Here is a 20201-nt window from a genome sequence, read left to right on the forward strand (position 1 = left end):
GTCGCACCGCGCGCATCCCGAGCTGAGGGAGTCCCCGAGCCGGGGGAACCCGGGGGCTCCGGTCAGGAGCCGGGGACGGAACCGATCTCCGGCGGGGTCGGGATGGCCGAGTCGGTCACGGTGCCGAGCGTGGTCTTCCACGCCTTGCCCCACTGGCCGCCCTTCTGGATGGTCTTCAGCCAGTCGTTGATGAACGACTTGAAGTCCGAGTCGCCGTGCTGCAGGCCGATGCCGTACGGCTCCTTCGTGAAGGGCTCGCCGACGACCTTGATCTGCTTCTCGCTGGCCGCGTCGCTCGCGAGGAGCGTGTAGTCCTGCACGTACGCCTCTCCTCGGCCCTGGATGAGCGCCTGGACGGCGGCGGGGTCGGTGGCGAACGCGGTCACCTTGGCCTTCGGGGCGACCTTGGGCACCTCGGTGACGGCGGGGGTGTTCGCGCCGACGATGACGTTCTTGCCGTCGATGTCCTTGACGGACTTGATCGAGGTGTTGTCGCTCTTCACGGCGACGGCCAGGCCGGACTCGAAGTACGGTCCGGCGAAGTCGATCTGCGTCGCGCGCTCCTCGGTGATCGTGTACGTGTTGAAGACCACGTCGACGGTGCCGTTCTGCAGCATCGCCTCACGCGTCTCGGACGCCGGTGGGACGATCTCGACGTTCGGCTTGCCCAGGATGTACGTGGCGAGCAGCTTGGCCAGGTCGGCGTCGAAGCCGGTCACCTGGTCGGGGTTCGTCGGGTCCTGCTGCGAGAGCAGCGGGGCGTCGAGCGCCTCTGCGACGATCAGCTTGCCGCGCTTCTTGATCTTCTCCATCGTGGATCCGGGGAGGATGAGGTCGGCCTTCGCGACGGGGGCGTCGGCGAAGGGCGAGTCTGCGCTGGACGAGCTGCTGCTCGAGCTGCTGCCGGGGAGGCTGGTGGTGCCGGATGAGCAGCCGGTGACGGCGAGCGTCACAGCGGCCAGCAGGACTCCGGCGGCCGTTGCCTTCCTGCGGGTAATGCTGCGGATCATGTGGTGCGTCCTTTCCAATGGGTTCGATCGGGATGCGATCGGGTGGTGCAGGGCGAAGCCTTCCGTTCGCTAGTGCGAGAGGACGGAAGCGAGGAACGACTTGGCGCGCTCGGAGCGCGGCGAGTCGAAGAATTCGGCGGGTGCGGCTTGCTCGACGATCTGCCCGCGGTCCATGAAGACGACGCGGTCGGCTGCGCGGCGGGCGAAGCCCATCTCGTGGGTGACGACGATCATCGTCATGCCCTCCTTGGCGAGCGAGGCCATCACATCCAGGACCTCGCCGACCATCTCGGGGTCGAGGGCGCTGGTCGGCTCGTCGAAGAGCATGACCTTGGGGTGCATGGCGAGCGCCCGGGCGATGGCGGCGCGCTGCTGCTGGCCGCCGGAGAGCTGGGCGGGGTGGCTGTGCGCCTTGTCTGCGATGCCGACGCGGTCGAGGAGGACCATCGCCTCCTTCTCCGCCTCCGCCTTCTTCGTGCCGCGCACCTTGATCGGGGCGAGGGTCACGTTGTCCAGGATGGTGCGGTGGGCGAACAGGTTGAACGACTGGAAGACCATGCCGACATCGGCGCGGAGGCGGGCGAGCCCCGCACCCTCGACGGGGAGCAGTTCGCCGTCGACGCGGATCTCGCCGGAGTCGATGGTCTCGAGGCGGTTGATCGAGCGGCACAGGGTGGACTTGCCGGAGCCGGAGGGACCGACGACCACGACGACTTCGCGCTTCTGCACGTCGAGGTCGATGTTCTGCAGCACGTGCAGCTCGCCGAAGTGCTTGTCGACGGCACGCAGGCTCACCATGAGCTGCTGTTCGGGTGCTGCTGTCATGCGGGTTCCTCGCGTCGTCATTGATGGGGCCTGGTCGAGTGGCCTGGCGGTCGGGTTGCGGAAAGCGTACTAAGTAATCCTGCTTTTACGCAATATTGGAATTACTTAATCCAAATTCGGAGAAAGTCGGTACAGTATCCTCAACTCACACGTCTTCAGAGGAGAACGATCGGCGCCATGAGCAGAATCACTGACGCGACGAGCACGATCGACGCACAGCCCGGCCACGGCTCGAACGCTGGCGTCATCCTCGACCTGATCCGCTCCGGCCACTCCCGCTCCCGGGCCGAGATCGCCCGCAGCACGGGACTGTCGCCGTCCACGGTCGCCCAGCGCATCGACGCCCTGATCGCCTCCGGATACATCCGGGAGGCGGGGGAGGGCGTCTCGCAGGGCGGCCGCCGCCCTCGCACCCTCGAAGTCGACCCGAGCAGCGGCGTCGTCTGCTCGGTCGACCTCGGTTCGCACCACGCCACTTTCGGCCTGATCGACCTCTCCGGCCGCCTCATCGCGGTGCGCAACGAGAACATGGACATCGGCCAGGGGCCGCAGCGCATCCTCACCTGGATCATGGCCGTGGCCGACGAACTCGTCGCAGAGCACGCCGAACCCGGCCATCGCCTCCGCGGCTACGGCATCGGCCTCCCCGGGCCCGTCGACTCGACCACCGGCCGCATGGTCTCCCCGTCCAGGATGCCCGGCTGGAACGGCGTCGACGTCGCCGCCGCCATGACCGAGCTGAGCGGCCTCCCCTCCGCTACGGACAACGACGCCAACCTGATGGCCCTCGGCGAGCACGACAGCCTCGGCGACGACGTGCAGCACCTCGTCTTCGTCAAGGCCGGATCCAGCATCGGCTGCGGCGTGATCGCGCTCGGCGGCCTGTACCACGGCTACCACGGCATGGCCGGCGACATCAGCCACGTCACGGTGCCGGGCGCCCCGCCCGTGCTGTGCTCCTGCGGCCGCACCGGCTGCCTGGATGCGGTGGCCGGTGGCGCCGCGATCGTCCAGGCCCTGCGCGACGCGGGGGTGGAGGTCGCCGACACGAGCGAGGTGCTCGCCCTGGCGCGGGATGCGCATCCACTGGCCACCCAGATGCTGCGCGAGGCCGGCAGCCGGGTCGGCGGGGTGCTCGCCACGATCATGAACTTCTTCAACCCGCAGCGGCTCGTGCTCGGCGGGATCCTGGGCGAGGCGGAGGCGTTCGTCGCCGGCGTGCGCTCGACCATCTACTTCGAGTGCCTGCCGATGGTCACGGACGACCTCGACATCGCGGTGTCGGTGGCGAAGGACAGGGCGGGCATCCGGGGCGCAGGACGCCTGGTGCTCGACAAGCTGTTCGACGCCGCCGAGATCAACCGCGTGGTGCGGTGACCGGCCCTGCGGTGACCGACGCTGTGGCGCACGGCGTCGCGATCGTCGGCGCCGGGCGGATGGCCGAGGCGCACGCCCGCGCCTGGTCCGCGCTCGGCATCCCGGTGCTCTCCGTGGTGTCGCCCCGCCGCCGCCCGTCGCTCGCCGCAGCTCCGGATGCGCGCTGGGCGACCACCCTCGAGGACGCGCTGGCCGATCCCGCCGTCACGATCGTGTCGGTCTGCACCCCGACGCCGACGCACGCCGACCTCGCCATCCGTGCGCTCGCGTCCGGCCGCAACGTGCTGCTCGAGAAGCCGATCGCGCTGACCCTGGACGACGCGCTGGCCGTGCAGGAGACCGCGTCCCGCGCATCCGGGGTGCTGATGGTCGCGCACGTCGTGCGATTCTTCCCTGCATACGCCGCGCTCGCCGGGCGGATCGCCGCCGGAGGGGTCGGCACCGTGCGCGCCCTGCGGGCGACGCGCATGACCTCGTCGCCGCACCGGCCGGAGTGGATGGCCGACGAGGAGCGGTCCGGCGGCCTGGTGGTCGACCTCGCCATCCACGACTTCGACCAGGCCAACCTCCACCTCGGCACCCCGCTGGCCGTGACGGCCGTGCGTTCGCCGGGCGGCTACGGCGCCCCCGTCTCCACCACGATCGAGTACGCCGGCGGCGGCATCGCCACCGTCCTCACCGTCGGCGACCTGCCGGAGGGCTTCGCGTTCAGCACCAGCCTCGACGTCGTCGGCACAGACGGGGTGGATGCGCTGCTCCCCGCCGACGGCGAACCGTTCGTGGCGCAGGCGGCATACTTCCTCGACTGCGTACGCGCGGGAGCCGCCCCGGACCGCTGCCCGACGAGCGCAGCGGTGGACGCGCTCCGGGTCGCGCTGGCCGCGCGGGAGTCGCTGCGCGCATCCACCAGGGTCGTGCTCTAGAGCTCGACCGTCTTGTTCTCCCCGATGTCCGGGCGGGTACGGGTGACGGTCGCCTTGGCGATCTTGAACACCTTCACGATGCCGGGCTCGTGCGACGCCCAGAATTCGGCGGACTCTGCGCTCACATGCAGCAGTGCCACCGACGGGTCGTCTTTGCCGTCGGGGAACCAGGCGTCCATCGCCGGGGTCCACAGCTCGTCGACCTTGTCCCTGTCGTGCACGAGCTCTGCCGTGCCGGCCAGCGACAGGTAGCCCTTGCCGGTGTCGTACGACACGTTCACCTGGGGATGCGCGTGGATGTCGGCCACCTTCGGGCTCGGATCCTGCGTGAAGAACCACAGGTCGCCGTCGAATTCGGCCTTCTGGGTGGCGAGGGGGCGGGAGTGCAATGCCCCGGATGCGGTCTGCGTGGTCAGCAGCGCCACCCGCGACGCCGAGATGAGTTCGGCGATGGTGGCGAGGTCGTCCTCGTGCGTGCTCTGGTCGTCAGTCATTGCCGTCACGCTACCCCCGCAGCGGCGCGACGCAATCGGTACGGAAACGAGAGTGCGCAAGCATTCCGCTGGAAGCTCACCACCACTAGGTTTTAGCCATGAAGACCGTCAGGTTCGTCCGCCCCGCCATCGCCGTCGCCGCCGCACTGGTGCTGACCGCCCTCGCAGGATGCTCGTCGTCCGGCTCATCGTTCACCGGCTCGTGGGGAGAGGACACGGCGGGCAAGCCGTCCCTGACGATCGAGTCCGACGGCACGTTCCACGGGAACGACGGGTGCAACGACATGAGCGGCAAGGGCACCATCTCGGGAGACACGTTCACGTTCGGGCCGTTCGCCTCCACGCTGAAGGCCTGCGAGGGTGTCACGCCGTGGCTTAATCTCGCGCACACCGCGAAGGTGGATGGCGACACGCTCACCGTCTACAAGAACGGCGGCGACAAGCTGGGAACGCTCGACAAGCGCTAGAACCCGATCGGGCGGCCGGGAGTGAGCGGCTCGTCGCTTCCGGCGAACTCCGCGCCCTCGTTGTACGCGACCTCGCGGCGCTCGATCTCGGCGACCAGCGCCTTGTTGAGCATCTCGGACCAGCTGCTGTCCTTCTCCTCGAACGAGGTGGCCCGGTATGCCGTCCTCGCGCGGTTGCGCAGACCCTCGGTGAGGTAGAACGTGATCGTGGTGCGACGCGACAGCCCGGTCACCCCGGCGACGGTGGTGGGCTGCAGCCGGAACTCGGAGGTGACGTCCGCCGCGCTGTCGTCCGTCTCATCCCCGTCGGACTGGACCGCATCGACCACCGCGCACCTCGCAAAATACCGCATCTGACTATCGACCGTGTCACATACTATACGGAATCCCGTTGTCAGCGTGAAAGCCGCTCCACGATCGACCCGAAGAGCCGCGGGCGCGTCGCGGCCATCGGCACGATGCGGCCGCGCAGCGGGGAGCGGGCGGCGGTGACCAGGGCGGAGGTGAGCATCCGGAAGTCGCGTGTCGTCGTTCGCCAGGCCCTCTCGTACTGCGACGGGTCTGCGGCGAGCACGGCGCCGACGGCGGCGCGCGCCTGGGCGAAGCCGACGCGCATCCCCTCGCCGGTGAGCGCATCCACGTATCCGGAGGCGTCTCCCACCAGCATCAGGCGGCCGGAGGTGCGTCTCGTCGTGCGCTGCAGGAGCGGGCCCGCGCCGCGCACGGAGCTGACGGCATCCACCCCCGCCAGCCGGTCGGCCAGCTGCGGGATGCTCGCGAGGGCCGCATCCTGGTCGAGCGGTCGGGGGCCGAGAACGGCGACGCCCACGAGGTTGTCGTCGACCGGCGTCACGTACGCCTCGACGTCGTCGGCCCAGTGCACCTCGACCAGGTCGGTCCACGGCGGGATGGCGTAGTGGCGGCGCACGCCGAAGCGGCGGCGCGCATCCGGTTGCTGCCTGCCCTCCAGGCCGGCCAGGCGGCGCAGCGGGGAGTGCAGGCCGTCCGCCGCGATCAGCCACGGGGCCGTGCGGGTGCCGCCGGACGGGTGCGCCGCATCGGTCGCGATGGTCACGGTGGCCGCGTCCGCGCCGTTGTCCAGTCCGACGACGCGGGCCCGTTCGACGGTGGCGCCCAGCTCGACGGCGCGGGTGGCGAGCGCCTGCTGCAGCACGGTCCTGCGCACGCCGCGGCCCGTCCGCTGGGCGAACGCGTGCTCGACCCTGCGCGACCCGTCCAGGTAGGCGATTCCGGACAGCGGATGGCCGGCGGGGTCGACCCCCATCAGGTGCAGCGCGGCCAGCGCTCCCGGCATCAGGCCCTCGCCGCACGCCTTGTCGATCGGGTCGTCCCTCGCCTCGATCACCAGCACCTCGATGCCTGCCAGGCGTGCCTCGATCGCACACGCCAGCCCGACAGGGCCCGCCCCGACGACGATCAGGCCGGGCCGGTCGCTCATGCCCGCGCCGGCTCCACCGAGGCCAGTGCCTTGTTCTCGCACGGGATGCGCACGGCCAGCAGCAGCACGGCGTTCAGCACGGTGAAGGCGATGGCCGTGATCCACGCCGTGTGCACGAGGGGGAGCGCGAAGCCCTCGACCACCACGGCGACGTAGTTGGGGTGCTTCAGCCAGCGGTACGGCCCGCGCGTCACCAGCGGCAGGTCGCGCACGATGATGACCCTCGTGTTCCAGCGCGGCCCGAGCGCGGCGATGCACCACCAGCGCAGCGCCTGGCTGGCGAGCACGAGCACCAGCATCGGCCAGCCCAGCCACGGGATGAACGGACGGTCGCCGAACCACACCTCGGCCAGGCAGGCCAGCAGCAGGCCGGTGTGCAGCGCCACCATCGGCGGGAAGTGCCCCCGGCCGAACTCGACCCCTCCGCGCGCGAACGACCAGGCGGCATTGCGGGAGGAGACGATCAGCTCGGCGATGCGCTCGCCGCCGGTGGCGAGCACCAGGATCGTGTAGAGGATCACGCCGCGGCGCCGATCGCCGGGGCGGCGGGCGCGGCGTCAGGCATGGCGTCGTCCGACCAGCGCAGCAGCACCAGCTCGGCGGTGACGCCGGGGCCGAGCGCGAAGAGCAGGCCGTTCGTGCCCGGCGCGTGGTGCGCATCCATCAGCTCGGCCAGCACGTGCAGGACCGCGGCGGACGACAGGTTGCCGACGCGCGCCAGCGACCGCCAGCTGGCGTCGAGCGCGCCGTCCGGCAGGTCGAGCGCCCGCGAGAACGCTTCGAGCACCTTCGGGCCGCCCGGATGCGCCGCCCAGGCCCCGACGTCGCCGATGGTCAGGTCGTGCGCGGCCAGCAGGCCCTCGGCATCCGAGGCGAAGTTGCGGTCGATCACCTCGGGAACACCGGCGCTGAGGACGATGCGGAACCCGGTGCCTCCGATGTCCCAGCCGATCACGTCCGCGGTGTCCGGGTAGATGCGGCTGCGGGTGTCGACCACCTCGGGGCCGGGTAGACCCAGCTGCTTCGCGCGCTGGTCGCCCACCATGATCACGGCGGCGGCCCCGTCGCCGAACAGGCCACTGGCGACGATGTTCGCCATCGAGTCGTCGCTGGCCTGCACCGTGAGCGAGCAGAGCTCGACGGACAGCAGCACGGCCACCTCGTTCGGATGGCCGACCAGGTAGTCGTTCACCCGGGCGATCCCGGCCGCGCCGGCCACGCAGCCGAGCCCGAAGCTCGGCAGCCGTTTGACGTCGCTGCGGAGTCCGAGTCTCTGCACGAGTTGCGCGTCGATCGACGGTGCCGCGATGCCGGTCACCGAGGTGAACAGCAGGAAGTCGACATCCGTCGGCTGCAGCCCGGCCGCGGCGAGGGCCCCGGTGAGCGCGCGCTCGGCGAGCGTCGTGCCCTCGGCGATGAAGAAGTCGTTCGACTCCTGGAAAGATGCGATCGAACTGTACCGTTCGAGCGGCATCACGAGGTTCCGCGTCTCCACCCCACTGGATGCGTGGATGCGGCGCATGACCGCTTGGCGCCCTGGATCGGCGGTGATCATCGCGAGCAGAGCCGCGGTGATCTCGCCCTGGCTGTAACTCCGGTCGGGCACGACCGGAGCCACCGACACGATGCGGCTCACAAGCGCAACGTACCACCGCGTGGAGGCCGCGAGACCGGGTTGCGGACTATTCCCATTTTGGCTGCGGTCAGCCGGTGATCACGGCCCGTCGCGCCGCGGTGCGCACCGCCCACCGGCCGTCCGTCCTGGTGAGCGAGAGCGGGTAGTCGAGGGTCTCCGAGATGAGCTCGCTGGTGAGCACGTCGTCGGCGGAGCCCTGCGCGACGATGCGGCCGTCGCGCAGCAGCATCGCGTGGGTCGTGGTCGCCGGAAGCTCCTCGAGGTGGTGCGTGACGAGCACGCTCGCCAGGTCGGGATGCTCGGCGCGCAGACCGTCGATCCTGTCGAGCAGGTGCTCCCTCGCGGCGATGTCGAGTCCGGTGCTCGGTTCGTCGAGCAGCAGCAGGTGCGGGTCGGGCAGGAGGGCGCGGGCGATCAGGGCGCGACCGCGCTCTCCCTGCGACAGCACCGGCCAGACGGCGTCGGCGAGGTCGCGCATCCCGAGCAGCTGGACGAGGTCGTCCGCTCTGCGCTCCTGCTCGGCGGTCGGCTCCCAGCGCATCATGCGTTCGGTGGTGCCCGTCGCTCCGGTGAGCACGACGTCGCGCACGGTGAGCGGCGAGCGCACCTCGTGGCGCGGGTTCACGTGCCCGATCAGGCCGCGCAGCTCGCGCAGGTCGACGCGTCCGAGGCGCCGGCCGAGCACCTCCACGGTGCCGCGGGTGGGGTGCACGACGGCGCCGAGCATGCTCAGGATGGTGCTCTTGCCTGCGCCGTTCGAACCGATCAGCGCCCAGTGCTCTCCGGCGTGCACGCGCATCCCGATGTCGTCGAGGATCGTCCTGCCCCCGCGCACGAAGCCGACACCGTCCACCTGCAACACGACTCGCTCTTCCACGCCTCCATCGTGGCAGCAATCGCGGGCTAGAACGGCCAGATGAGCGGGACGAGGAAGACAGCGGCGGCGAGGAAGAGGGCGACGAGGGCGAGGCCGTAGCGCCAGTAGTCGCCGAAGCGCAGGCCGGCCGGTCCCATGATCATGAAGTTGGCCGGAGTCGCGACCGGGGTGAGGAACGCGGCGGCGCAGACCACGGCGACGGCCATCAGGAAAGGAAGGGGGGAGACGCCGAGCTCCCCGGCGACGGAGACGGCGATCGGAGCGATGATGAGCGCCGTGGCCGTGTTGCTGATCAGCTGGCCGAAGATGAGCGCCACCACGCACAGCGACGCCAGCACCAGCAGAGGGCCGTACCTCCCGACCGCGGAGACCAGGCCGTTGGCGATCAGCTCGGCCGCGCCCGTCTTGGTGATGGCCGTCGACATCGGGATCATGCCGCCCACCAGCAGCAGGGTGGTCCACGAGATGGAGCGGTGTGCGCGCTCGACGGTGACGACGCGGGCGAGCACCATCGCGGCGGCGGCGAGGAGGCCGACCACGGCGGGTGGCACGACGCCGGTGGCCAGTGCGGCCACCATCAGCACGAGGACGGCCAGGGCGATCCAGGCCCGGGCGCCGAGCGGGGCGGCCTGCCTGCGCAGCTGGTCCGGTTCGTCGACGACGAGCACTGCCGGGTCGGCGAGGTTGAGGTCGAGCTTGTCCCAGCGGCCCTGCACCAGGAGGGTGTCGCCCGATTCGAGCACGATGGTCTGCGCGTCGATCGGCTCGCCGGAGCGCTGCACGGCCAGGATGACGAGGTCGCCGCTCTCGGTGACCATCCCCGGGAACACGGTCTCGCCGACCATGCTCGACCGCGGGGCGACGACCACCTCCGCCACACCGTACGTGGAGTCGATGAGCGCGTCCGTGCGCCCGAGCGCGCCGTTGACGCCCAGGCCCGCGAGCTTGTTGTCGTGTTTCAGGATGCGGATGCTCGCGGTGTCACCGCGGAGCAGCAGGCGGTCGCCGGGGCGTACGACGTCCCCGGCCGGGCGGTGGTCCGTGCCCTGCACGGCGATCAGCTGCACGGCCGACTGGTCGCCGAGGCTGAGCGTCGCCGTCGGGCGGCCGATCAGGGGAGAGCCGCCGCGCACCCGTACCCTGGCGAACGGCTGCGGGGACGCGTACTCGCCGAGCAGCGTCCTGGCGTGGTCGCTCAGGTCGCGTGGCATGGTCGCCGGGCGGCGATCCGGGATGAGCCAGCGGCCGAACAGCACGGTGATGAGCACCGTGCCGACCACCAGCACGGCGCCGATGGCGGTGAAGTCGAAGAAGCCGAACCCTCCGTGCCCGGTGGTCGCCGCCAGTTCGGAGATGATGACGTTGACCGGGCTGCCGGTGAGGGTGAGCAGCGAACCGGCGTGGGCGCCGAACGCGAGCGGCAGCAGCAGGCGCGATGGGGCGACAGAGATCCGGGAGGCGACGACCACCACGACGGGCAACAGGGCGGCGACCGCGCCGTTCACGCTGATCAGGGCGGACAGCAGGGCGACCACGAGCATCACGAGCACGGTCAGCACCGCCGTCTTGGTGCCGCCGCGGGCCACGAGCTGCTGCCCGGCCCATCCGGTGAGTCCGGAGGCGTCGAGCCCTTCGGCGACCACGAACAGTGCGGCGATCAGCACGACGGCTGGATCGGCGAATCCGGCGAACGCCTCGTGCAGGTCGAGGATGCCCGTGGCCAGGAGCGCGAGTGCCGCGCCGACCGCCACGAGCCCCGTCGGAACCTTGCCGCTCACGAAGGCGACCACGGTGACGCCGAGGATCACCATCGTCACCGCGATGTCGTTCACACCCTGACCATACTGCCCGCCCCCGCCCCCGCAAATGCATGCATTTCAGCCGGGCGCGGACCGGGCCGGGGGCGGGACGGGTCAGGTCAGCTCAGCTCAGCTCAGGCGAGGACGGCGAGCGCGTCGATCTCGACGAGCATCTCGGCGCGGGGGAGCCCGGTGAAGACGGTGGTGCGGGCCGGGAGGACGCCGGAGGCGACGCGCGGGGCGATGAAGGCGCCGAATGCGTCGTTCATCGCGGCGAAGTCGTCGCGGGTGGTGAGGTAGACGCGCAGCATCATCACGTCGTCGAAGGTCGCGCCGCCCGCCGCCAGGATCGCCTCGACGTTCTGCAGCGTGCGGGTGGTCTGCGCGGCCACGTCGCCGGGGAAGAGGTATTCGTTCGTCGCAGGGTCGACGGGACCCTGGCCGGAGACCTGCACGAACGGGCCGCGCTTCACCCCCTGCGAGAAGGTGTGCGCCGGGGCGGGGGCGTCGGTGGTGGAGATCGCGGTGCGGTCAGTCATCGGTGTCCTTTCGAGACGGTCGAGATGGGGTGGTCGGAGGAAGGAAAGGGGAATCGCCGGTGAAGCCGAGCTCCGCCGAGATGCGGTCGGTCGCGTCGTGCAGCGCAGGAAGCAGGCCGAGGACGCCCTCGTACGGCAGCACGACATTCGGCACGGAGACGGATACAGCGGCCGCGATGCGCCCGTCCGCGCCGAACACCGGGGCGCCGACGCAGTTCATGAACGTCTCGTGCTCCTCGTGGTCCTGCGCCCAGCCGCGTTCTGCGCTGCGGCGCACCTCGTCGATCAGCTCGGCGGCCGACCCGATGGTGTTGCCGGTGAAGCGCTCGAAGTCGACCGTGGATGCGACGCGCGCCAGCTCGGCATCGTCCAGCCCGCCGAGCAGCACCTTGGCCACCGCCGTGGCGTGCAGCGCGGCCGGCAGCCCCACCCGCGAGTACATCCGCAGCGGCTGCCGGGATTCGACCTTGTCGATGTAGGTCACCGTCCCGCCGTCGTATGCGGCGAGGTGCACGGTCTGGCCGGTGGCGGCGCCGAGCGCGCGCAGCACCGGGGAGGCCACGCCCCGCACATCCCGGGTGTCGAGCGCGGTCTGCGCCAGCGTGAACACCGTCGAGCCGACGTGGTAGCGGTACTCGGAGTCGCGGGTGACGTACCCGTGCTCTTCGAGCGTCCTGAGCAGCCGGAGCACCGTGGTCTTGTGCACGCCGACAGCCTCGGCGAGGGCGTCGAGCGTCCGGGTGCCGTTCGAGACGAGGTCCAGCAGGTCGAGAGCGCGGGAGAGGGACTGGCTCACGACGACGTCCGCCAGGGGATGTCGCCGGGATGCACGTGCCACGCCGACCAGGTGGCGTCCGGTGCGTCCGCGAGCAGGTCGCGCTCTCGCGCATCCGGGACCGTCAGCGGGCGGTCGCCGTGGCCGATCAGCGTCAGCGCCGCGAGGGCGTGGCCGAGCCGCAGGCACGCGGCGGCCGACCTGCCCTCGGAGAGCCCGGCGAGGTAGCCGGCGGCGAAGGCATCGCCCGCCCCGACCGGCTCGACCACCTCGACCGTGAGGCAGGCGACGTGCGTCTCCTCCCCCTCCCGCAGGTAGCTGGATGCGCGGCGAGAGTCGTCTTTGAGCACCACCCGTTCGAGCAGTGGATGCGCGTCGAACAGCCGCTGCGGGTCGCTGTGCCCGAAATATGCCTCCGCCTCGTCCGCGCCGACGAACAGCGTCCCGGCTTGCCCGACGAGCGCGTCGAGCGGCGCCGTGTCCCTGCCGTGCCAGAGCCGCGGCCGGTGGTTGAGGTCGACGCTGATGGTGGTGGCCGGCCCCGTCGTCTCGCGGAGGGACGCGACCGCCTGAGCTGCGCTGTCCGAGATGGCGGCGGTGATGCCGCTAGTGTGCACGATGGCGGCGTCGCGGAGAATGCTCGCCGCCGGGTCTGCCGCGAGGGTGCCCGGCCCGATGGCGGACGCGGCGGACCCGCTGCGGTAGTAGTGCATCCTGGTGCCTGCCCCGTGCGGGCCGCTTGTGGTCTCTTTGACGTAGATGCCGGTCGGGCGGCTGTCGTCCGTCTCGACCGCGGACAGGTCGAGGCCGGCGTCGGTCGCGGTGGCGCGGATGCGCTCGCCGAAGCCGTCGTCGCCGAGGCGCGAGATCCACGCGGTGGGGATGCCCATCCTGGCGAGGGAGGTGGCGACGTTGAACTCGGCCCCGCCGACGTCGGAGCCGAACGTCTCCGCCTCGGCAAGCGGCCGGTGCGCGTCCGGGTAGAGGACGACCATGGCCTCTCCGATGGTCACCAGTCTGCCCACGCGCACCTCGTCTCGTGTCGTCCCGTGCCGTCTGGGATGGTCGGCGCTGCGCCGGGGTTTCGCCGGGGATGGTCGTCATGCTAGAACAGGGAGAACAGTTTATGCAATCTACGTTGCGCTCTGTGCAACGCGAAGGAGTCGTGTGCTCGCCAGCAAGGCCATGCCGCTCGCATACACCGCGGACGAGGTCGCCGCGCTCGCCGAGCGCCGCCCGCCGCTGACCGACTTCCCCACGCCGCTCGTCACGGTGAGCGAGGCCGCCGTGCAGCACAACCTCGACACGATGGCCGCCTGGTGCGCGGCGGCCGGAGTGGGCATCGCCCCGCACGGCAAGACCACGATGAACCGCGACCTCTGGCAGCGCCAGCTCGACGCCGGCGCCTGGGGAATCACGGTCGCCACCCCGTGGCAGCTGTCGGTCGCCCTCGAGTGGAACATCCCGCGCGTGCTGCTCGCCAACGCCCTGGTGCAACCGGATGCGCTGCGTTTCGTGGCTCCGCACGCCGAGCGGGTGCTGGTGTGGGCGGACTCGGTGCGCGCGGTGGAGATCATGGATGCCGTGCTGGCGACGGCGGACGACCGAACCTCGCCGCTCGGGGTGCTGGTCGAGCTCGGCGCTCCGGGAGGGCGCACCGGGGCGCGCAGCGTGGAGGACGCGCTGGCCGTGGCCGAGGCGGTCGCCGCATCCGCGAGCCTGCGGCTGGCGGGGGTTGCCGGGTACGAGGGCGCTCTCGCGCACGACGGCACGGACGCCGCGCTCGGGGTCGTGCGTTCCTACCTCCAGCGGATGCTCGCCCTGCACGACGCGATCGAGGCCGCCGGGCTTTACCCGGACGACGCCCCGACGATTCTCACGGCGGGCGGCAGCGCATACTTCGACGTGGTCGCCGAGGTGCTCGCGCCCCGCCGCGACCTGGCCGGGGAGCGCGGGCGGGCGGTCGACGTGCTGCTGCGCTCCGGCGCGTACATCACCCACGACGACGGCTTCTACAGCGGCATCACTCCGCTCGGCCGCGGCCCGGGGGGTGAGTTCCGTTCGGCGATCCACGGCTGGGCGACCGTCGTCTCCCGTCCGGAGCCCGGCCTGGTGCTGGTGGATGCGGGCAAGCGCGACTTCCCGTACGACGAGGGGCTGCCGGTGCCGCAGGCACTTCGACGGTTCGGCGAGCGCACCGTGACCCGGTTCCCCGACGCCATCGCCACCGCGATGAACGACCAGCACACCTTCGTGCGCGTCCCGGAGTCGGCGGTTGTCGAGGTGGGCGACGTGATCCGCTTCGGCCTCTCGCACCCGTGCACCACCTTCGACAAATGGCGGGCGCTGCCGGTGCTGGACGACGTCACGGCGGAGATGCCGCATGTCATCGGCCTGCTGGAGACAGCGTTCGGCTGACCCCGCCCCGTCACAGCGGCCACCGAGGACCCGCGCTTCCGCCGCCACCCAGCCACCGACCAACCGACCACCCAGCGCAGGAGCCCATGAGCCACACCGACCCCGCCCTCCTCGTCACCCTCCGTGCCGACCGCGCCATCACCGTCGTCCGCGCCCCGCGCATCGACGACCCCTCCGCGCTCTGCGCCGCCCTGGCCTCCGGGGGCATCCGCGCCGTCGAGTTCACCTTCACCACCCCGGGCGTCGAGCGGATCGTCGCCGAGGCCGCAGCGGCCGCGTCCGGGCACGGAGCGCTGGTGGGGGCCGGAACCGTCACCGACGAGGCGAAGGCCGAGGCCGCCATCGCCGCCGGAGCGCGCTTCATCGTGACCCCCGGCCTGCACGACGGGGTCGCGGCGATCTGCCGCGAGGCGGGCATCCCGTTCCTACTGGGCGCGCTGACCCCGACCGAGGTGATGCGCGCCGTCGAGGCCGGAGCCGCCGCGGTGAAGATCTTCCCGGCGACACTCGTCGGCCCCGGCTACCTGAAAGACCTCGGCGGCCCGTTCCCCGGCGTCGAGTTCGTGCCGTCCGGCGGCCTGCGTGCCGACAACGCGGCCGCGTGGGTGCAGGCGGGGGCGCTCGCCGTCACCGCTGGATCGAGCGTGGTCTCCGCCGCGACCATCGAGGCCGCCGACTGGGATGCGATCACCGAGCGGGCGGCGGAGTTCCGGGCGGCGGCACTCCGGCCGTGAGCGGGGAAGCCGCGCCCGGCGCATCCACTGGCGCATCCACTCTCCTCCGCGGCGGCCTGGTGCTCGATGGGTCCGGCAGCCCCGGCCGGGTCGCCGACGTGCTGCTGCACGGCGACAGGATCGCGGAGGTCGGCCGGCACCTCACCGCTCCCGGCGCCCGCATCATCGACGCATCCGGGCTGGCCGTCGCGCCCGGCTTCATCGACATGCACGCGCACTCCGACCTCGCCGTGCTCACCGACAGCGCGCACCTCGCCAAGGTCTCGCAGGGCGTCACGACCGAGGTTCTCGGCCAGGACGGCCTCTCCTACGTCCCGGCGACTGACGAGACGATGCCGATCCTGCGCGAGCAGCTGGCCGGCTGGAACGGCGTCCCGGACGGCCTCGATTTCTCCTGGCGCAGTGTCGCGGACTACCTCGCGGCCGTGGATGCACGCGGCACCGCCGCGAACGTCGCCTACCTGATCCCGCAGGGCTCGGTCCGCATGGCCGTCGTCGGCACCGAGAACCGCCGGGCCACCCCCGCCGAGCTGGACGGCATGCGCGCCATCGTCGCCGCCGGGATGCGCGACGGAGCGTTCGGCCTGTCCTCCGGCCTCACCTATGTGCCCGGGATGTTCGCCGACAGCGCCGAGCTCGCCGCCCTCTGCGCCGTCGTCGCCGAGCACGGCGGCTTCTACGCGCCGCACCAGCGCTCGTACGGCGCTGGAGCGCTCGACGCCTACGCCGAGATGGTCGCCATCGCCCGCGACACGGGATGCGCGCTCCATCTCACCCACGCGACGATGAACTTCGGCGTCAACCGCGGGAGGGCGGGCGACCTGATCGACCTGATCGACGGCGCCATCGCCGACAGCGTCGACCTCACCATCGACACATACCCATACCTCGCGGGCTCCACCACGCTCGCCGCGCTGCTGCCCAGCTGGTCGGCGGTCGGCGGCCCGGAGGCGACCATCGCCCGCCTCGCCGACCCCGCCGTCCGGTCGCGCGTCGCCCACGAACTGGACGTGCTCGGCACGGACGGCTGCCACGGCGTGCCCGTCGACTGGGCCACCATCGAGATCTCCGGTGTGCGCGACCCCGCGCTCTCCGCTGCGGTCGGCCGCACCGTCGCCGCCATCGCCGCCGACCAGGGCGTCCCGCCCACCGAGGCGTACTTCGACCTGCTCGTCGCCGACCGGCTCGGCACGAGCATCCTGCAGCACGTCGGAGACGAGCAGAACGTCCGCACGATGATGCGCCACCCCCGGCACACCGGAGGAAGCGACGGCATCCTGGTCGGCGCGAAGCCGCATCCACGCTCGTGGGGCACGTTCCCGCGCTACCTCGGCCACTACGTGCGGGAGGAGGGCGTGCTCACCCTCGAAGACGCGATCGTGCACCTCTCCGCCCGCCCGGCCGCACGGCTGGGGCTGACCGACCGCGGGCGGATCGCGCCCGGGATGGTTGCCGACCTGGTGCTCTTCGACCCGGCCACCGTGACCGACCGCGCGACCTACGCGGAGCCGCGGAGTCAAGCAGCGGGCATCCCGTGGGTGTTCGTCGCGGGGCGGCCGGTGATGGCTGACGGGATGCGCACCGGCGAGACGCCGGGTCGTGCCCTGCGGAAGGGCACGACCGCAGCTCGCTGACCTCTACCTGGCCGACTCCTGCACACCGCGCACCGTCGCGACCAGCGGCGCGAACAGGCGCTCGTCGTCCGTGATCCCGGTGATCTCGCGCACGATGTCTTCCGCGGTCGCCTCGCGCAGCAGCTGCTGCAGCTCGACGCTCTGGGTGTCCTCCGGCACGTCGAACCGGAGGGCGGCGCCGACGGCCGTGAGCAGCGCATCCGGGATCCCTCCCGTGTACTGCACGTAGTCGGCGGCCGGGCCGATGAAGCGGTCGTCGCGGCCGAGCTTGCGCAGCGGCTCGCGGCCGACGCGGGTCACCTCGTCGACCAGGTACGGGTTCGTGAACCTGTCCAGGATCTTCGCCCGGTACGCTGCCAGGTCGGCTGCGTCGAGGCCGTGTTTGGCCGCCAGCGCCGCCGACGTCTCCTCCAGTGCCGCCTCGGCCGCGGAGCGCACGGCGGGGATCGCGATGGCCTCGCTGATCGTCGTCGCTCCCGCCAGGAAGCCGGTGTACGCCACCGTCGCGTGCCCGGTGTTCACCGTGAACAGCTTGCGCTCGATGTACGGCGCGAGCGAGTCGACGAAGTGCGCGCCGGGGATGCTCGGCTCCGCCCCCGCGAACGGGCTGCGGTCGACCACCCACTCGTAGAACGCCTCGACCGTCACGTCGATCCCGGCATCGGGTGCCTGGGCGGGCACGATGCGGTCGACGGCGGTGTTGGCGAAGATCGCCTTCGCGGCCAGCGCATCCCGGGTCTCGTCGTCCGGCAGGCCGTCGAACAGCTCGGCGGCGAGCAGGTCGGTCGCGCCGATCGCGTTCTCGCACGCCATCACGGCGAGCCGCGGGGCGTCGTCTGCGCGGGCGGCGAGCCCGGCGGCGATCACCGGCGCGACGAAGCGCAGGATGCGCGGGCCCACCGCCGTGGTGACGATGTCGGCCGACGCGATCTCCGCGACCAGTGCCGCCTCGTCCGTCGCGCTGTTGATCGCACGGAAGCCGTCCACCACGGTGGTCTTCGACTGCTCTCCGACCTCGTGGACGCTGTAGGAGTCCGCAGCGGCCAGGGCGTCGATCAGCTCGGCGTTGACATCCGCGAACACCACCTCGTACCCGGCTTCGTGGAGCAGGAGCCCCACGAAGCCGCGGCCGATGTTGCCCGCACCGAAGTGGACGGCTTTCATGCGTTCCTCACCCGTCCTATTCGTTCACGTCGCCGAGGAGCGCGAACAGGGCGTCCGCATCCGGTGCGTCGAGCAGTTTCTGCACGTCGTCCTCCTCCGAGAAGAGGATCGCGATCTTGGACAGGATCTCCAGGTGCTCGTTGTTCTGCCCGGCGATGCCGACGACGAACCGCACCTCCTCGCCGCCCCAGTCGAGCGGGGAGGAGTACCGGATGAACGACAGGGCGGACCGCTTGATCTCGTCCTTGGATTCGTTGGTGCCGTGCGGGATCGCGAGGCCGTTGCCCATGAAGGTCGAGACGGTGTTCTCGCGGTCCTGCATCGAGTCGACGTACGCGGGCTCCACCGCTCCCGCGGCCACCAGCAGGGCGCCGGCCTCGCGGATGGCGTCCTCCCTGGTGGATGCGGTCCCCGCCGCCACCACGTTGGCCCTGTCGAGAATTGTGTCTGTCATCGGTTCGCGTCCTCCGGAGTGTTCTGCTGCGCCTTCACGAGGTCGACCACCTCGTCGTAGCGCGGGCTGTTCATGAAGTTGTCCACCGAGACGTGCTGCGACGCGGGGGACTGGCCCTTTGCGCGGTCGGTCAGCTCGCGCTGGGTGATCACGAGGTCGGCGGTGCCGTCGAGGTTGCTGATGGCCTGGTTCGTCACCGTCACCCCGTCGATGCCCGCCTTCTTGATCTTGTTGCGGAGGACGGAGGCGCCCATCGCGCTCGACCCCATCCCAGCGTCGCACGCGAACACGATGTTGCGCACGAGCCGCGACGTCGCGTCGCCCTGGGCGTCACCGGTGTCGTGCTCTCCCTCGTTGACGAGGCTCTGCAGCACGCTCGACTCCTTGCCCTTGTTGGCCTGGGTCGCGGCGACGGCCGCCGTCATGTCACCGGCGTTGCCCGCAGCGAGGTCGCGCTTGCGGCTCGCACGCAGGATGACGGAGCAGACGATGAACGAAACGGCGGCCGCTCCGATCACCGAGAGCACCACGCCGACGAGGCTCGGGCCGGGGGTCTGCAGCAGCACGGCGATGATCGAGCCGGGGGAGGCCGGAGCGCGGAGGCCGGTCTGGAACGCGGCGTTGATCGCGACACCGGTCATACCGCCGGCGATGGCGCCGATGATCAGGATCGGCTTCATCAGCACGTACGGGAAGTAGATCTCGTGGATGCCACCGAAGAACTGGATGATGATCGCGCCGGGTGCGCTCGCCCGGGCGACGCCGAGGCCGAAGAACGAGTACGCGGCCAGGATGCCGAGACCGGGGCCGGGGTTCGCCTCGAGGAGGAACAGGATCGACTTGCCGGTCTGCTGCGCCTGCTCGATGCCGAGCGGGGTGAGCACGCCGTGGTTGATCGCGTTGTTGAGGAACAGCACCTTGCCCGGCTCGATCAGGATGCTCGCGAGCGGCAGCAGGTGCAGGGACACCAGCCAGTTCACCGCACCGCCGAGCACGCTGCTCAGCCATTCGACGATCGGTGCGATGCCGAAGAACGCACCGATCGACAACAGCATGCCGACGATGCCGGCCGAGAAGTTGTTCACCAGCATCTCGAAGCCGGCCTTGATCTTGCCGTCCCAGATGCGGTCCACCTGCTTGATCACGTATGCGCCGAGCGGGCCCATGATCATCGCGCCGATGAACATCGGGATGTTGCTGCCGACGATCACACCCATCGTGGCGATGGAGCCGACCACGCCGCCACGCACGCCGTAGACCATGCGGCCACCGGTGTTCGCGATCAGCAGGGGCAGCAGGTAGGTGATCATCGGGCCGACGAGGCCCACGTACTGGTTGAAAGTGTGACCACTCGGGTCCTGCGCCAGCACGGTGGCGGCGCCTTCCCAGCCGATCTTCGCCTGGTCCCCGAAACCGCCGAGGATGCCGCTGATCGCCCAGTTGGTGCTCTGCAGCCAGCCGGTCGCGATGAAGAGTGCCGTGATGAACCCCCAGGCGATGAACGCAGGGATGTTCGGCATGACCATGTTCGAGAGGAAGGTTCCGAAGCGCTGCACGTGAACGCGCGCGCCGTTCGGCTTCCGTGTCGTCGTCTCTGACGCCGTGGACATTGTGGT

General features: G+C 70.9%; 21 protein-coding genes. 6 read left to right on the plus strand and 15 right to left on the minus strand.

The genetic code is table 11. The features are described from left to right. Positions 1-62: 62 nt before the first annotated feature. Together HF024_RS00710 and HF024_RS00715 are read right to left on the minus strand one after the other, a co-directional pair. A complete protein-coding gene (locus tag HF024_RS00710) occupies positions 63-1010 on the minus strand; it encodes a glutamate ABC transporter substrate-binding protein (RefSeq protein WP_085367558.1) in 948 nt (315 codons plus the stop codon). 69 nt (positions 1011-1079) lie between these two features. Then, on the minus strand, positions 1080-1835 hold the full coding sequence (locus tag HF024_RS00715) for an amino acid ABC transporter ATP-binding protein (protein WP_168688319.1): 756 nt from the start codon (positions 1833-1835) through the stop codon (positions 1080-1082). Between the two features lie 177 nt (positions 1836-2012). On the opposite strand from HF024_RS00715, the gene HF024_RS00720 reads away from it, so the two are divergent. Then, positions 2013-3212, plus strand: a complete 1200-nt coding sequence (locus tag HF024_RS00720; protein WP_168688320.1) for an ROK family transcriptional regulator — start codon at positions 2013-2015, stop codon at positions 3210-3212. An 11-nt stretch (positions 3213-3223) separates the two neighbouring features. Beyond that, on the plus strand, positions 3224-4135 hold the full coding sequence (locus HF024_RS00725) for a Gfo/Idh/MocA family oxidoreductase (RefSeq protein ID WP_247597231.1): 912 nt from the start codon (positions 3224-3226) through the stop codon (positions 4133-4135). Here HF024_RS00725 and HF024_RS00730 read toward each other — a convergent pair. Next, positions 4132-4629 (minus strand): pyridoxamine 5'-phosphate oxidase family protein, encoded by a 498-nt coding sequence (locus tag HF024_RS00730; RefSeq protein ID WP_085367565.1) that lies wholly within the window; start codon positions 4627-4629, stop codon positions 4132-4134. The genes HF024_RS00725 and HF024_RS00730 overlap by 4 nt on opposite strands. A 98-nt stretch (positions 4630-4727) precedes the next feature. On the opposite strand from HF024_RS00730, the gene HF024_RS00735 reads away from it, so the two are divergent. Further along, positions 4728-5096 carry an META domain-containing protein gene (locus HF024_RS00735; protein WP_168688321.1) on the plus strand — a complete coding sequence of 123 codons (369 nt, stop codon included), beginning with the start codon at positions 4728-4730 and terminating at the stop codon, positions 5094-5096. Here HF024_RS00735 and HF024_RS00740 read toward each other — a convergent pair. The 9 genes from HF024_RS00740 to HF024_RS00780 form a co-directional block, all read right to left on the minus strand. Beyond that, positions 5093-5425, minus strand: coding sequence for a hypothetical protein (locus HF024_RS00740; RefSeq protein ID WP_247597232.1), 333 nt, complete (start codon positions 5423-5425; stop codon positions 5093-5095). The genes HF024_RS00735 and HF024_RS00740 overlap by 4 nt on opposite strands. A 65-nt stretch (positions 5426-5490) precedes the next feature. Then, positions 5491-6555, minus strand: a complete 1065-nt coding sequence (locus tag HF024_RS00745; protein WP_085367567.1) for an NAD(P)/FAD-dependent oxidoreductase — start codon at positions 6553-6555, stop codon at positions 5491-5493. Then, the gene (locus tag HF024_RS00750; protein WP_168688323.1) at positions 6552-7076 is read right to left on the minus strand and encodes an isoprenylcysteine carboxyl methyltransferase family protein; all 525 of its coding nucleotides are present in this window, start codon (positions 7074-7076) and stop codon (positions 6552-6554) included. Before HF024_RS00750 ends, HF024_RS00745 begins: the two co-directional genes overlap by 4 nt. Then, entirely contained in the window at positions 7073-8191 is a 1119-nt protein-coding gene (locus HF024_RS00755; RefSeq protein WP_168688324.1) for a 3-oxoacyl-[acyl-carrier-protein] synthase III C-terminal domain-containing protein, read from the minus strand. The genes HF024_RS00750 and HF024_RS00755 overlap by 4 nt, the downstream gene beginning before the upstream one ends. 67 nt (positions 8192-8258) lie before the next feature. After that, positions 8259-9068 (minus strand): ATP-binding cassette domain-containing protein, encoded by an 810-nt coding sequence (locus tag HF024_RS00760; protein ID WP_247597234.1) that lies wholly within the window; start codon positions 9066-9068, stop codon positions 8259-8261. A gap of 26 nt (positions 9069-9094) precedes the next feature. Beyond that, positions 9095-10900 carry an SLC13 family permease gene (locus HF024_RS00765; protein WP_168688325.1) on the minus strand — a complete coding sequence of 602 codons (1806 nt, stop codon included), beginning with the start codon at positions 10898-10900 and terminating at the stop codon, positions 9095-9097. Between the two features lie 101 nt (positions 10901-11001). Then, the gene (locus HF024_RS00770; protein ID WP_085367571.1) at positions 11002-11406 is read right to left on the minus strand and encodes a Rid family hydrolase; all 405 of its coding nucleotides are present in this window, start codon (positions 11404-11406) and stop codon (positions 11002-11004) included. Then, complete coding sequence (locus HF024_RS00775) at positions 11399-12202, minus strand: IclR family transcriptional regulator (RefSeq protein WP_168688326.1); 804 nt, start codon at positions 12200-12202, stop codon at positions 11399-11401. The genes HF024_RS00770 and HF024_RS00775 overlap by 8 nt, the downstream gene beginning before the upstream one ends. After that, positions 12199-13206, minus strand: a complete 1008-nt coding sequence (locus HF024_RS00780) for a sugar kinase (protein ID WP_247597235.1) — start codon at positions 13204-13206, stop codon at positions 12199-12201. Before HF024_RS00780 ends, HF024_RS00775 begins: the two co-directional genes overlap by 4 nt. A 142-nt stretch (positions 13207-13348) precedes the next feature. On the opposite strand from HF024_RS00780, the gene HF024_RS00785 reads away from it, so the two are divergent. The 3 genes from HF024_RS00785 to HF024_RS00795 all read left to right on the plus strand — a co-directional run bounded on the left by HF024_RS00785 (position 13349) and on the right by HF024_RS00795 (position 16967). After that, positions 13349-14599 carry an alanine racemase gene (locus HF024_RS00785; protein WP_247597236.1) on the plus strand — a complete coding sequence of 417 codons (1251 nt, stop codon included), beginning with the start codon at positions 13349-13351 and terminating at the stop codon, positions 14597-14599. Between the two features lie 86 nt (positions 14600-14685). Further along, on the plus strand, positions 14686-15333 hold the full coding sequence (locus HF024_RS00790; protein ID WP_168688327.1) for a bifunctional 4-hydroxy-2-oxoglutarate aldolase/2-dehydro-3-deoxy-phosphogluconate aldolase: 648 nt from the start codon (positions 14686-14688) through the stop codon (positions 15331-15333). Continuing rightward, the gene (locus tag HF024_RS00795; RefSeq protein ID WP_168688328.1) at positions 15330-16967 is read left to right on the plus strand and encodes a D-aminoacylase; all 1638 of its coding nucleotides are present in this window, start codon (positions 15330-15332) and stop codon (positions 16965-16967) included. Before HF024_RS00790 ends, HF024_RS00795 begins: the two co-directional genes overlap by 4 nt. Before the next feature lie 3 nt (positions 16968-16970). On the opposite strand, the gene HF024_RS00800 is transcribed toward HF024_RS00795, so the two are convergent. Genes HF024_RS00800 through HF024_RS00810 form a run of 3 tightly spaced genes read right to left on the minus strand, consistent with a single transcriptional unit; the run spans position 16971 to position 20195 of the window. Then, positions 16971-18131: a mannitol-1-phosphate 5-dehydrogenase gene (locus HF024_RS00800; RefSeq protein WP_168688329.1), complete on the minus strand. Its 1161-nt coding sequence runs from the start codon at positions 18129-18131 to the stop codon at positions 16971-16973. A gap of 16 nt (positions 18132-18147) precedes the next feature. Further along, complete coding sequence (locus HF024_RS00805) at positions 18148-18585, minus strand: PTS sugar transporter subunit IIA (RefSeq protein WP_085367580.1); 438 nt, start codon at positions 18583-18585, stop codon at positions 18148-18150. After that, positions 18582-20195, minus strand: a complete 1614-nt coding sequence (locus HF024_RS00810) for a PTS mannitol transporter subunit IICB (RefSeq protein ID WP_168688330.1) — start codon at positions 20193-20195, stop codon at positions 18582-18584. The genes HF024_RS00805 and HF024_RS00810 overlap by 4 nt, the downstream gene beginning before the upstream one ends. Positions 20196-20201: the final 6 nt, after the last annotated feature.

Origin of the sequence: Leifsonia sp. PS1209 (assembly GCF_012317045.1) — a bacterium.
Lineage (GTDB): Bacteria > Actinomycetota > Actinomycetes > Actinomycetales > Microbacteriaceae > Leifsonia.